The 14034-nt window shown below is 50.9% G+C and carries 11 protein-coding genes; 5 read left to right on the forward strand and 6 right to left on the reverse strand.

Annotated features, from left to right (window positions below; translation table 11 throughout):
- Window positions 1–100: 100 nt before the first annotated feature.
- Both sirB1 and kdsA read left to right on the forward strand, forming a co-directional pair.
- Window positions 101–910 (forward strand): invasion regulator SirB1, encoded by an 810-nt coding sequence (gene sirB1, locus Dpoa569_RS09360; RefSeq protein ID WP_042870615.1) that lies wholly within the window; start codon window positions 101–103, stop codon window positions 908–910.
- Between the two features lie 87 nt (window positions 911–997).
- A complete protein-coding gene (gene kdsA, locus Dpoa569_RS09365; protein ID WP_146411264.1) occupies window positions 998–1852 on the forward strand; it encodes a 3-deoxy-8-phosphooctulonate synthase in 855 nt (284 codons plus the stop codon).
- A 133-nt stretch (window positions 1853–1985) separates the two neighbouring features.
- Here the strand turns inward: kdsA and Dpoa569_RS09370 are convergent, their stop codons facing one another.
- On the reverse strand, window positions 1986–3188 hold the full coding sequence (locus tag Dpoa569_RS09370; protein ID WP_146411266.1) for an IS256 family transposase: 1203 nt from the start codon (window positions 3186–3188) through the stop codon (window positions 1986–1988).
- Between the two features lie 127 nt (window positions 3189–3315).
- On the opposite strand from Dpoa569_RS09370, the gene Dpoa569_RS09375 reads away from it, so the two are divergent.
- Window positions 3316–4638 carry an IS4 family transposase gene (locus Dpoa569_RS09375; RefSeq protein WP_146411269.1) on the forward strand — a complete coding sequence of 441 codons (1323 nt, stop codon included), beginning with the start codon at window positions 3316–3318 and terminating at the stop codon, window positions 4636–4638.
- A gap of 44 nt (window positions 4639–4682) precedes the next feature.
- On the opposite strand, the gene ydgH is transcribed toward Dpoa569_RS09375, so the two are convergent.
- Entirely contained in the window at window positions 4683–5633 is a 951-nt protein-coding gene (ydgH, locus tag Dpoa569_RS09380) for a DUF1471 family protein YdgH (RefSeq protein ID WP_042873910.1), read from the reverse strand.
- Window positions 5634–6142: 509 nt separating this feature from the next.
- On the opposite strand from ydgH, the gene pntA reads away from it, so the two are divergent.
- Together pntA and pntB are read left to right on the forward strand one after the other, a co-directional pair.
- Window positions 6143–7675, forward strand: a complete 1533-nt coding sequence (gene pntA / locus Dpoa569_RS09385; RefSeq protein WP_042870610.1) for a Re/Si-specific NAD(P)(+) transhydrogenase subunit alpha — start codon at window positions 6143–6145, stop codon at window positions 7673–7675.
- 10 nt (window positions 7676–7685) lie between these two features.
- On the forward strand, window positions 7686–9074 hold the full coding sequence (gene pntB, locus Dpoa569_RS09390; protein ID WP_042870608.1) for a Re/Si-specific NAD(P)(+) transhydrogenase subunit beta: 1389 nt from the start codon (window positions 7686–7688) through the stop codon (window positions 9072–9074).
- A 97-nt stretch (window positions 9075–9171) separates the two neighbouring features.
- Here the strand turns inward: pntB and uspE are convergent, their stop codons facing one another.
- The 4 genes from uspE to Dpoa569_RS09410 form a co-directional block, all read right to left on the reverse strand.
- Window positions 9172–10143: a universal stress protein UspE gene (gene uspE / locus Dpoa569_RS09395; RefSeq protein ID WP_042870606.1), complete on the reverse strand. Its 972-nt coding sequence runs from the start codon at window positions 10141–10143 to the stop codon at window positions 9172–9174.
- 136 nt (window positions 10144–10279) lie between these two features.
- The gene (fnr, locus tag Dpoa569_RS09400) at window positions 10280–11032 is read right to left on the reverse strand and encodes a fumarate/nitrate reduction transcriptional regulator Fnr (RefSeq protein WP_042870605.1); all 753 of its coding nucleotides are present in this window, start codon (window positions 11030–11032) and stop codon (window positions 10280–10282) included.
- 162 nt (window positions 11033–11194) lie between these two features.
- Window positions 11195–11734 (reverse strand): methylated-DNA--[protein]-cysteine S-methyltransferase, encoded by a 540-nt coding sequence (gene ogt, locus Dpoa569_RS09405; protein ID WP_042870603.1) that lies wholly within the window; start codon window positions 11732–11734, stop codon window positions 11195–11197.
- 171 nt (window positions 11735–11905) lie between these two features.
- Window positions 11906–13849 (reverse strand): methyl-accepting chemotaxis protein, encoded by a 1944-nt coding sequence (locus Dpoa569_RS09410; protein ID WP_146411271.1) that lies wholly within the window; start codon window positions 13847–13849, stop codon window positions 11906–11908.
- Window positions 13850–14034 lie beyond the last annotated feature (185 nt).

The raw sequence follows: 14034 nt of genomic DNA on the forward strand, positions 1-14034 counted from the left end.
TTCGCTAGTAAGCGGACACGCAGGGCGTGCGTGGGCCGCTAATGTGAAGTTTGCTTTTTCAGATGCGCCGCTGACGTTATCTTTGCTTGATGGAATAACTATGAGTTCTATTGCTGATTTTGAATTTAACCAGTCACCTTTAAGTGAAGGTGTGATTCTGGTTTCCCAGTCAATACGCTGCGATTTTTCTGCGCAGGAAGTGAAACAAAATCTGCAACAGCTCGTTGAAGAAGCGCGGTCGGTCATCCCCGCTGATTTGGATCAGGACCAACAGTTGGAAAGGCTGATTGAGCTTTTTTTCCATACCTGGGGGTTTGGCGGTGCCAGTGGTGTTTACCATTTGACCGACGTACTGTGGCTGGACAAAGTGCTGGCAACCCGGCAGGGGATGCCGGTATCGCTGGGAATTATCTTCCTGCATATCGCACATCAGTTGGATCTACCGCTGATGCCAGTAATTTTCCCCACTCAATTAATTCTGCGCGCTGACTGGCTCGATGATGAAATGTGGCTGATTAATCCGCTGAATGGCGACACGTTGAGCGAGCATGTGTTGGAGGTGTGGCTGAAAGGCAATCTTGGCCTTTCTGCCCGGTTGATGGATAGCGATCTGGATGAGGCGGAAAATGTAATGATTGTCCGCAAACTGCTGGATACCCTCAAGGTCGCATTGATGGAAGAAAAACAGATGGAACTGGCATTGCGTGCCAGTGAAGTCGTATTGCAATTCGACCCGGAAGATCCGTATGAAATCCGTGATCGAGGATTGATTTACGCGCAACTGGATTGTGACCATATCGCCTTGTCAGACCTGAGTTATTTTGTGGAGCAGTGCCCGGAAGACCCGGTCAGCGAAATGATTAAAGTGCAGATTCACTCCATTGAACAAAAGCAGATTGTGCTGCACTAATTCGGGAAAACACCTGAATTCGGTAAACACCTGAAACCCGATCATCTGATTTATCCGACATGATTTATCCGACAAAAAGGTAATTTTATGAACAATAAAGTGGTTAACATCGGGGCTATCCCGGTCGGCAACCATCTGCCGTTTGTGCTGTTTGGTGGCATGAACGTGCTTGAGTCCCGCGATTTGGCGATGCGGATTTGCGAGCACTATGTCACGGTGACGCAAAAACTGGGCATTCCTTATGTCTTCAAGGCTTCCTTTGATAAAGCGAACCGTTCCTCCATCAACTCTTACCGTGGGCCGGGTCTGGAAGAAGGGATGAAGATTTTCCAGGAGTTGAAGCACACCTTCGGTGTCAAAATCATTACCGATGTGCATGAGCCGCAGCAAGCGCAACCGGTATCCGAGGTGGTTGACGTGATTCAGTTACCGGCATTCCTCGCACGCCAGACCGATCTGGTGGAGGCGATGGCAAAAACGGGCGCGGTGATTAACATCAAGAAACCGCAGTTCATCAGCCCTGGGCAAATTGGCAATATCGTGGATAAATTCCGCGAAGGCGGTAATGAGCAGGTGATTCTGTGTGATCGTGGCACCAACTTTGGTTATGACAACCTGGTAGTGGATATGCTGGGCTTTAATGTCATGAAACAGGTTTCTCATGGTGCACCGGTGATTTTCGATGTCACTCATGCGTTGCAGTGCCGTGATCCGTTTGGCGCAGCATCTGGTGGGCGTCGTGCCCAGGTGGCTGAACTGGCGCGTGCCGGTATGGCGGTTGGAATTGCCGGGTTGTTTATTGAAGCTCACCCGGAACCAAACAGCGCCAGATGCGATGGCCCGTCCGCGTTGCCGCTGGACAAACTGGAACCGTTCCTGCAACAGATGAAAGCGATTGATGAGCTGGTCAAGGGATTTCCTGAATTGGATACCAGCAACTGAACCGGTTGTCAGAGACAAAAAAACCGCCAACCGGCTAATGCCGATCGTTTAAGGATCGGTTGACCGATCCGGTGGCTGATGTAAAAAGGGTTCATGTCGAGAGCGTTCAGAATTCTGTGTCACGTTAAAAATTCTACAACGTCATCACGTTATTTAGTCGCCCTTCAAAATAAATGGCCAACTGTGACAATGTCAAATTCCAGCTCTGGATGGGCATTGTCCATTTTTCCTGTGCGTTCATCAGCCCCAGATAAAGCAGCTTCAACAGACTGTTTTCATTCGGGAAAGCACCTTTGGTTTTGGTCAGCTTCCTGAACTGTCTGTGCACCGATTCGATAGCATTTGTGGTGTAAATGACTTTGCGGATATTTGCCGGATAGCGGAAGTACGCTGACAGATTGTCCCACTTGCGTCGACACGACTGGAGCACCACCGGATACTGCAACCCCCATTTCGCTTCCAGCTCATCCAGTGCCATTTCGGCCGCTTCTTTTGACACTGCACGGTAGACTGGCTTCAGGTCGGTCATGAAGGCTTTATGGTGCTTTGAGGCCACATATTTAATCGAATTGCGTATCTGATGAATGACGCACAACTGCACTTCCGTCTGCGGATAAATGCTGTTTATTGCCTCTGGGAAGCCGGTCAGCCCGTCCACGCAGGCAATCAGAATGTCTTTAACACCGCGATTTTGCAGGTCGCTTAATACCGACAGCCAGAAGTTAGCCCCCTCACTTTCTGACAGATACAGGCCCAGAACTTCCTTTTTACCTTCCAGATTCAGGGCCAGCACGGTGTAAACCGCTTTGCTCTGATAGCGGCCATCTTCCCGAATTTTATAGTGAATAGCGTCCAGCCAGACGAAGGGATAAACCTGCTCCAGCGGGCGCTGTTGCCACTGTTTTAGTTCAGGGATGACTTTATCGGTTACTGCACTGATGGTGGCAGTGGACACGCTGAAGGCATATAAATCTTCGATCTCCCGGCTAATGTCCTGATAGCTCATCCCCAGTGCAAACAGGCGAATGATCTTGTGTTCGATCTCGTCGGATAACGTGGTCTGATGCTTTTTCACCAACTGGGGTTCAAAAGTGCCATTACGATCGCGCGGAGTCGCCAGTTCGAAGCTGCCCGTCGGGGCTTTAATGGTCTTTTTGCCGGAGCCATTTTTACGGTTAGCTTCAATGTCCTGAGCCAGATGAGAGTCCAGTTCCGCAGACAGGGCAGCTTCCGTTAACTGTTTGATTAAAGGCGTTAAGATACCATCTTTGCCCGTTAATGCCTGACCGGACTGGAGGGCTTTAAGCGCTTTATCGAAATCGAAGGGCTGGGACATATGTCATTCCTTTTTGATTGTATATTACCGGAATGACACAGAATTTCTAACACTCCCTTTAAGGATCGGTTGACCGATCCGGTGGCTGATGTAAAAAGGGTTCATGTCTTCACATGGACCCTTTTTAATGGAACTTTCACAGGCCCTCGGCATTATCAATCTTACCGCTCCCGATGAAGTTCAGAGTCTTGCCGACCTCCTTTCCCCCGACCTTATTCAGCAGGCCTTTACCCTCACGGATACCGTGACGCTACGTAAGCGTAAGCTTCCCCTCGAATCCATGGTCTGGCTGGTTATAGGTATGGCTATTTTCAACAACAAGCCTGTGTCCCATATCGTCAATCTGATGGACATCGCTGACCGGACTGGCAGACCTTTTACCGCACCCAGCTCCGTCATTGCCCGCCGCAAAACGCTGGGTGAGGATGCCATTAGAGTGCTGTTCGAACTGACACAACAGCACTGGCATGAAGAATCCCGGCATCCGCTCTGGAACGGGCTGACGCTGAACGCCGTTGATGGCGTGGTCTGGCGAACGCCCGACACACCGGAAAATGCCGCTGCCTTCGCGAAAGCGGAAAATCAGTACGGTGAAAAAGGCTTCCCGCAGGTCCGCATGGTGTGTCTGATGGAACTGAGCAGTCACCTGCTGCGCGCCAGCGTGATGGGCCGGTATGACGTTAATGAGATGCGGCTGGCGGCAGGACTGGCAAAGCAGGCACCGGATAATAGCGTGACGTTGTTCGACAGGGGCTTCTGGTCAACAGGCCTGCTGCATGACTGGCACAGGGCAGGTGAGAACCGCCACTGGTTGTTGCCGCTGAAAAAGGGCACGCAGTATGAGGTGATACGCAGACTGGGCAGGCAGGATGAACTGATAACGCTGAAGACCTCGCCACAGGCAAGAAAACAGTGGGAAGGTCTGCCGGATGAGCTCACTGTCCGGTTAATCAGCAGGAAGGTTAACGGTGTGGAACGTCAGGTTGTCACATCGATGACGGACGCGATGCGTTACCCGGCGGCAGACATAGCAGAACTCTACAAACACCGGTGGGAAATCGAACTGGGGTATCGTGAGGCGAAGCAGTTGCTGTGCGGCAACCGCTGGACGCTGAGAAGTAAATTACCGGAGATGGTGAGACAGGAGCTGTGGGGGATACTGCTGACATACAACCTGGTGCGGTATCAGATGGTGAAAATGGCGTTCAGCCTGAAAGGAGATTATCTGCCGTATCAGCTGAGCTTCAGCGGTTCGGTGGCAGAAATCATGCGGCTGTTAATCGGGCTGCCATGGTCCTCACCGGGAGCAGTGCCGGGACACCTGAAGCACTTCTACAGCAATGCCGCGATGCTGAAACTGCCGCCGAGACGGGAGCGGGAGTATGAAAGAGAAGTGAGGCAAAAAAAGCCCAAATACCCTTTTAAAAACAATGCCAGTCACCTTAAGTGACTGGCATTAGCCAACCGGCGGTTTTTTTATGCATCATGCGGCGGTTATTTGTATAAGTCGGCGCTGATGGTGTAGTGGTCGCCATTTTCCTGCCACTGTTTGGTGATGTGGTAGAATTTGGCTCCCTTCTTGTAAGCACGCTTGGCTACGGCCTCAGAGATGTCCGTTGGGCTACTGAAGCTATCACGGAAACTAATGGAATCAAACGGTGCCATTTGGGCCGCAGTCGCGTTATTCAGTTCCTGAATTTTGGTGCCGTCAGACATCGTGACTGTGTAGCGGGAACCGACGTTAGAGGATTGAGTCTGGAAGAAGTTACCCACTTTATCACTCAGACTTGAAGAGGTTGCTACGCCGGGGATTTCCACTTTAGAGGCAGCAGCACCGCCGGCAGCAATCGCAGCCTTGCCTGCTTCGGAGTTGGCAGGGATCATATCCGGACTCTGTACCTGGCGCTTAGGCGCATCCTTTTTGTAGACAAAAGCAGTAATAGTTTGGGTCGATCCGCTTGAGTTGATATCCGCCTGACGAACGATGTAGAACGCGTAAGCCCCTTTCTTTCTGGCTGCGTTACCGATGGCTTCATTCACTTCTGGTTGATTATTGAACGCGCCGTTCACGGTTACGGTATCGAAAGGCTCAAGGCGGACCGCATCATCTTTTGGCAATTCTCTGACACCACTGAATTGGCGATACTGGGTCTCTTTGGTTGCGGCAGGCGCATCTTTTTTATACAAGTCAACCGTTACCTGCCAGCGCCCACCGTTCACTTCAGATGTGCCTTGAATGTAAAACGCCGCGGCACCGCGTGCATCTGCCTTCAGGGAGGCATCGGCCGCCGCTTCGTAGATAGCATCGTAGCGACCAAAAAAGGTAATACGCTCAAAGGGCTGGAGTGATTGTGCTTTCTCTGGCGTAAGTTCCTGCGCAGCTTGCGCCGAAAACGCTACTATTGATAGAAGAGTGGATGCAACAACGCTAGTTTTCAGCTTCATAAAAAATCCTTTCGCCTGACGCATACGGTGAATACGTACCAAGCCATTTTCTGTGGTAGCCGCTGATTATGGCATGGAACCTGAGGTTATGCCTCTGCATTTTAAGCTAAATTCCGCAAGGCCTCAGAGTGGATGCGGGAATAGGAAAAAATGCAAATAATCACCATTAATAATCGAATTCATTTTATAAGCGACATTTATCTTGGTTAGTGTGATTAACAAAGCGTTAACACTGCCTTTTTGTGAGATATCTTTGAACATTGCGATAGCAATAATGGTAGAAAAAATTGTTTTAGCTGTGATTTTTGACCATAAACAGGCGCTGTTGCCTACCATAACTCTGCTTTTATAACCTAATAGTTTTAACAGTGGATCATTAATTCCATTTTAAGTAGGTTATAAAGGGACTTATCTCTGCCGTCGAGGGTGCTGGCAACAGCGATAAGTTATCTTTAAGGTGATTGATACAGCCTATATAACATCTTCGTGACAACGAAAAGGGATTCACAATGCGTATTGGTGTACCAAAAGAGAGGTTGGCCAATGAAGCCCGTGTCGCAGCCACGCCAAAAACGGTGGAGCAACTGCTGAAACTGGGCTTTGAGGTCGCTATTGAGCGTGGGGCGGGAAAGCTCGCCAGTTTCGAAGATAGCGCTTATGAGCAAGTGGGCGCGACGATTCTGGATACGGCAGATGTCTGGCAGAGTGATATTCTGCTCAAGGTGAATGCGCCGCTGGACGAGGAAATAGAATTAACCCGCTCCGGTAGCACGATCATCAGTTTCATCTGGCCGGCCCAGAATCCATCGTTGCTGGAAACGCTGGCGGCGCGTCAGGTGACGGTGCTGGCGATGGATGCGGTACCGCGTATTTCTCGCGCCCAGTCTATGGATGCGCTGAGTTCGATGGCGAACATTGCTGGTTATCGCGCCATTGTTGAAGCGGCGCATGAATTCGGGCGCTTCTTTACCGGCCAGATCACGGCGGCAGGCAAGGTGCCGCCAGCCAAGGTGCTGATTATCGGCGCTGGTGTAGCAGGCCTTGCTGCTATCGGTGCCGCTGGCAGCCTGGGTGCGATTGTACGTGCGTTTGATACTCGCCCGGAAGTGAAGGAACAGGTTAAAAGCATGGGTGCCGAATTCCTGGAACTGGAATTCGAAGAAGAAGCGGGTAGTGGCGATGGTTATGCCAAGGTGATGTCTGAAGCCTTTATCAAGGCGGAGATGGCATTGTTCGCCGCACAGGCGCAGGAGGTGGATATTATTGTCACCACCGCGCTAATCCCCGGTAAACCAGCCCCACGTCTGATCACCCGTGAGATGGTACAGAGCATGAAGCCCGGCAGCGTGATAGTCGATCTGGCGGCGCAGACCGGTGGTAACTGCGAGCTAACCGTCGCGGATCAGGTCACGGTGACGGAAAATGGCGTGAAAATCATCGGTTACACTGATCTGCCAAGTCGTTTGCCGACCCAGTCTTCACAGCTGTATGGTACCAATCTGGTGAATCTGCTGAAGTTGCTGTGTAAAGAGAAAAACGGTGAGATCGACATTGATTTCGAAGATAACGTTATTCGTGGCGTAACCGTCATCAAGGCGGGTGAAATCACCTGGCCTGCACCGCCGATTCAGGTTTCTGCTCAGCCGCAACAGGCTAAACCTGCCGCTGCTGCCACCGCTCAGCCAGAGGCTAAGCCCGCTTCACCGTTGAATAAATTTATTTTCATCGCTATTGCGATTGTGCTGTTTGGCTGGCTGGCGAATGTGGCGCCGAAAGAGTTCCTGTCGCACTTCACCGTGTTTGCGTTGTCCTGCGTGGTGGGATATTACGTGGTCTGGAATGTCAGTCACGCATTGCATACGCCGTTGATGTCGGTCACCAATGCCATTTCCGGCATTATTGTGGTGGGCGCGTTGTTGCAGATTGGCCATGGTGGGTGGGTATCCTTTTTCTCCTTCATCGCCGTGCTGATCGCCAGCATCAATATTTTCGGCGGGTTTACCGTCACTCAGCGTATGCTGAAAATGTTCCGCAAGAATTAAGGGGTAACGGATGTCTGGAGGATTAGTGACTGCAGCGTATATCGTTGCTGCAATTTTGTTTATTTTCAGTCTGGCTGGCTTATCCAAACACGAGACGTCCCGTCAGGGGAACATTTTCGGCATTAGCGGGATGACCATTGCACTGCTGGCGACCATTCTGGGGCCGAATGCCGGTAACGTGGGGTGGATTATCGCGGCGATGGTGATTGGCGGCGCTGTCGGCGTGCATCTGGCTCGCAAGGTTGAAATGACTGAAATGCCAGAACTGGTGGCGATTCTGCACAGTTTTGTCGGTTTGGCAGCGGTATTGGTCGGTTTTAACAGCTTTATCGGCGAAGGCGATATTGCTGACCCGATCATGGAAAATATCCATTTGACCGAAGTGTTTCTGGGGGTCTTCATCGGTGCGGTGACCTTTACCGGCTCAATAGTCGCGTTTGGCAAACTACGCGGCTTACTGTCATCCAAGCCGTTGATGTTGCCTAACCGTCATAAGTTGAATCTGCTGGCGCTGGTATTGTCATTCCTGCTGTTGCTGGTATTTGTTAAAACCGGCAGCACTGCAATGCAAGTGTTTGCGCTGCTGCTGATGACGATGATTGCACTGGTGTTTGGCTGGCATCTGGTGGCGTCTATCGGTGGCGCGGATATGCCGGTAGTGGTTTCCATGCTGAATTCCTATTCAGGTTGGGCTGCCGCCGCGGCAGGTTTCATGCTGAGCAATGACCTGTTGATCGTCACTGGTGCGCTGGTGGGTTCTTCCGGTGCCATTTTGTCCTACATTATGTGCAAAGCGATGAACCGTTCGTTCATTAGTGTGATTGCCGGTGGTTTCGGTACTGATGGTTCTTCTGCGGGTGGCGATGAGGCGGTGGGTGAACATCGTGAAACCACGGCGGAAGAGGTGGCGGAATTGCTGAAAAATTCCACGTCGGTGATCATTACGCCGGGATATGGCATGGCGGTGGCGCAGGCGCAATATCCGGTGCATGACATTACCGCTAAATTGCGTGCTCGCGGGATTACTGTGCGCTTTGGTATTCACCCGGTTGCCGGGCGGTTACCTGGACATATGAACGTGCTGTTGGCCGAAGCTAAGGTCCCTTACGACATCGTGCTGGAGATGGATGAAATCAACGATGATTTCACCGATACCGACACTGTGCTGGTGATTGGCGCTAACGACACCGTTAACCCGGCTGCGCAGGAAGATCCACATAGCCCGATTGCCGGTATGCCGGTGCTGGAAGTGTGGAAAGCGCAGAATGTTATCGTGTTCAAACGCTCGATGAATACCGGTTATGCTGGGGTGCAGAATCCGCTGTTCTTCAAGGAAAACACGCAGATGCTGTTTGGCGATGCCAAAGAAAGCGTGGAAGCGATTCTGAAGGCGTTATAAGCCAGTCGTCACGTCATACGGGGAAACATCATAAAACAACAGGGGCCAATGGCCCCTGTTGTTATTAGTGTGGTTACTGAGCAGTATAACGTGGCGGTCAGCTGGCTTTTTCCTGATTACCGGCGTCATTCTCTCCCTGCAAGGAGATCGGAGAGACGAAATCGTCCGGTTTAATCGCCAGTAGATCGCACTTCAAATGGTCAATAACATGTTCCACGGTATTGCCAATAAATGCGGCGGACAAACCAGTGCGGCCCAGTGATCCCAACACCACTACACCAGCCTGAAGATGTTCTGCCAGATCAGGGATCACCTCTTCCGGCAGACCTTTCTCTACATGAGTAACCCGTTCATCCAGATTGAATTTCTGACGCAAAGACTTCATTGCCAGCAGGTGCTGACCGCGGATGGCGCCGTTGTAAACACCAGGGTCGAAATCCGGCAATTCAATGGCAATATTGATGGGCGTAACCGGATACGCGCCGACCAGATGGACTTCGGTTTGGTTAACCTGACGAGCCAAATCCAGCGTTTCCGAAACCAGTTTGATATTAAGCGGATCATGATACGGATCTTCGCTGGCTAGATTGACCGCAACCAGTGCGCGACCACCTTCCGGCCATGGCTGATCTTTCACCATCCAGACCGGGCAAGGGCATTTACGCAGTAACTGCCAGTCGGTAGGCGTGAAGATCACCGCCTCAAGCCTGTCATGCTGGTGTGCCATTTTGAGCAATAAATCATGTTTACCGGCAATAACCTCCTGAATAATGGCTTCATAAGGTTTGTTATGCCAGACTACTTTGATATCAATGGGAATACCCGCATCAAGGTAGTATTTACATTGTTCCGCAATCCATTCGGTTCGTTGGGCGATAACTCCTTGCCTCATCTCGGTTCTTTCATCCGGAGAGAGCAGGGTGGTCATTTCATAGGAAAAGTCGTAGATAGGCAAAAACGCCTTGATACGACCACCGAGTCGCTGGACCAGATAAACGGCGCGCCGCAGTGCGGGTTGGTCATCCTGATTGGGGTCAATAGCTACCAGTAAATTCTGATACTTCGCCATAGCTCCTCCTGATGGGCTGTCACTCTGCAGCCTGCTCGTTAAGAGTAACGCAAGGAAATCACTTTGAACAACTGGTTGATGACAACCGGATCAACAATTCAGAGCAATCATTGATCCGGTGTCAGAAGAGGAGATATTACGCTTGACTGCGTGCTGAGCCTGCCAGTTCGGCCAGAAGTTCGGTATTTTCGATGGTGATGTATTTGCCTTTTACGGCCAGCATACCGCTTTTTTGGAAACGGCCAAGCAGACGGCTGATAGTTTCCACCGTCAGACCAAGATAGTTGCCGATATCACCGCGTGTCATGGTCAGCCGGAATTCACGAGGCGAGAAACCGCGCTGCGCAAAACGACGGGACAGGTTGTAGATAAAGGCCGCCAGCCGCTCTTCAGCGTTCTTCTTCGACAACAGCAGGATCATGTCCTGATCGCCACGGATTTCGCCGCTCATCAGCCGCATCATTTGCTGGCGTAAGTTAGGCATTTTGCCGGACAAATCATCCAGTGTTTCAAACGGGATCTCACATACCATGGAGGTTTCCAGTGCCTGAGCAAAACTAGGATGCTGAGCACTGCCGATGGCGTCAAACCCAACCAGATCACCGGCCAGATGGAAACCGGTGATTTGTTCATCACCCTGTTCGGTGATGGTGTAGCTTTTTATGGTGCCTGAGCGGATGGCATACAATGATTTCAGTTCATCACCGGCCTTGAACAACGCTTGCCCTTTCTGGATGGGTTTTTTTCTTTCGATGATGTTGTCAAGTTGGTCGAGCTCATGCTCATTCAGCGTGAACGGAATACAGAGCTGGCTGATGCTGCAATCCTGACAGTGGATGGCGCAACCGCCAGACTGGATGCGTCGGATTATTCGCTTTTCAGGAATCATAGACTTTACTCAGGCGATAATTGATATCGGTCAATTTTAACAGCTTTTATTGGGTCTGATAAGATCCACTATCTCAGGAACTAACCAGTAAATAGTGAGCTTATTAATATTTTTACCATGACATTTGAAGTTTTTGCCCATCAACTCCACAGTCACGGTAACTCAATGTCCGGTATTAAATAGATCCTGCTGCGGCAAATATCCTTCGTGGAGTAATAACCATTGTTTACGATGAATACCGCCGGCATAACCGGTGAGTGCGCCTTGCGCGCCAATAACACGGTGGCAGGGAACCACAATGCTGACAGGGTTGGAACCATTGGCCAGACCAACGGCACGGGCGGCGCCTGGGTGGCCGAGTCTGGCAGCCAGTTCGCCGTAAGTGGTTGTACTACCACAAGGTATAGTGCGCAGTGCTTGCCATACTTGTTGCTGAAAATCAGTACCGGCGGCGGCTACCGGCAGGGATTCAATAATTTTCAGATCGCCAGCGAAATAGGCACGTAGCGCATCGGTCAATCCCCCAGGATTATTATGGCCTTTCAACACAAACGGATCATGACGATAACGTTTATTCAGAGATTGATATAAATTTTCTTCATATTCACGCCATTCCACCGCTCGTAGCTGATAATTTATATCGGCAATCAATAATAATTCCCCAATAGGTGTGGAGAGCGTGTCAAATAAAAATGTCTGCATGGATATCGTGTTGTGAAATATCGGTTAACTGCAGTTGCGCGTTAACCTGAATTTAAACATAGTCCGCATTGTCGCTTTAATAGGGTTGTGTGTCACACAAAAACTGCATGACGTGTCAGGAGGCAGGAAGCGATGGTCGGGATAACGACCATCACTTTAGGTTGGCAGGTGTCAGGACGAAGCCAGTTTTTGCAGGGTGGTCAACTGGTTGACCGCATCCTGCATAGCATCCATACCCATGGCAAGATCTTTCAGACTGCTCAGGTTGGTGGTCATATTGACCCGATCTTTATCTGTTTCCGCACTCATATTGGCAATTTGATTGGCCGCTGAGATGCTTTTATCCGCCATCTGCGTTGTCGTCGTAACCGTCTGCTGGGCAATGGCACGAATATGCGCGATGGTTTCAACCGCTTCGTTGATGCTGTGAGTGGTGGCATCGACCTGCTCTTTGGACGAACTGGCCAGTTTACGTACCTCGTCAGCGACCACGGCGAACCCTCGGCCTGCTTCGCCAGCCCGCGCCGCTTCTACCGCTGCATTCAGCGCCAGAAGATTGGTCTTATCCGCAATGGCGTTGATACCGTTGGTGATCTCACTGATGCCTTTTGAAATGCGTTCCAGATCGTTGAGTCCGGTTTCAAGCCGTATTTGTGCTTCCTGTGTTTTTGATGCAGATTCGCTAATCGCACGAATACTGGTCTGTGCTACATCCAGCGTATCGGTTTGTCGTAGCGTCGCCTGTTCCAATTGCGGCATGGCTGTGAGCAGGGGAGCCAGTGCCTGCTCGTAATCGACCACTTGTTTGACCACCGCAGACTGAATGTCATGAAGCGCTTCCCAACGCCGAAGCGCACGTTGAGCATAGTGTCCGGCATACGCGGCGTATTCGACTGGGAAATGTGTCATCGCTTTAACGTTATGACTGAAAAATGCCAGTGCAGACAGCGTCTGGTTAATCGGCACCCCCAGAATTTCACCAAAGCTGGAAAAACCCGCTGCAGGGATCTGATTAAAGAATTGGGCCTGTTCCAGATTGCTGTTGCCGGCCCGGCGTAGCACGCAGTCGTTGAGCAGCACAAGTTCGGGTTTACCATATTGCGACATGAACTGTTGCCAATCCCGCTCTGTGGTGGTGATGAAATCCGTCGATTGCATCAGATACAGACGGTCACCAAACTCCAGATCGCAGAAAAAGGCAATGTGGTCTTCTTTAATAGAGGCAACCGAGCGAACGAAGTATTCGTCATTGACTTTAACCGCAAAGGTTTTTCCCGTCAGATGCTGGCTGACCTGATGCGGCGGACAGCGCAGGCATGAAGCGACTGCCTCAATGATGGGTTGCTCATGGCCGCTGGCGTCAAAGACGGATTTAACCGTGCGGGCAACCGGGTCGGCCTCTGCTACCAGCCAGCTCTGTTTTGTCGGTTCAAAGTTCTGGCTCTTGAACGGCGCAAAGGATTTACCGGGCGCCATCTGGCAGAACACAATCACGGCTTTTCCTTGCAGTACCGCATTGTCAGCGCCAATGTAAGTTCCGCTGAAATCCAACCGTCCGCCTGCCGCCCCGCCGATGGTCAGGCAGGGGAAACGACGACAGGCATACCAGGCTTGCATCAGAAACCCTTCCGACGCGGCCATGCCATCACAATAAATCAACGCGAAGGTGTTATCTGAAGAGAGCGGCATTCTCACGTCCATACGCTCCAGTTCTCGCCGGATAGCGTCGATTCTAACGCGGGCACTGGGTTTGTCATGCGTGTGCAAATCTACCAGGTGCACCTCGTGTTTAGCGATCAGCGTCTGGGGCATCCATAGCCAACTGCCGTACGGGCCATTCATGTCGCAGTAGGTGGAGCTATTACGTTGGCTGCATAATGCACCCGTGGATGAGAGCGTAATAACGGTACGATTGGGAGCTGAGAAACGTTGCCAGGCGCGATTGACCTCTGAAAAATTGGCTTCAGGGGGCACAAATACCAACATTAACCCCGATTTTGACGGTAATCCAAGAGCTGACAGCGAAGTGGGCAACGCATCACAGCGATAAGTACCACGAGCCGGGCCGTTCCTTTTTAAACCCGGTATGGCGATATGATTCAGGAAAGATGACATGATATTCCCACTCCTATATTTAAATTAATTTAATGGGAAGCCCAAATAATCCTACGAGATGCAGTCAGCGTATAGGGTGATCCCGATCACCTGTCATCTCCCAAATAAGCGAGAAATTCATTTCCGTGTACGGGATCACATCGCTAATGAGTGCGGTGAAACCACATTGTTACGTGGCGACAATA

It is taken from the genome of Dickeya poaceiphila, assembly GCF_007858975.2.
Lineage (GTDB): Bacteria > Pseudomonadota > Gammaproteobacteria > Enterobacterales > Enterobacteriaceae > Dickeya > Dickeya poaceiphila.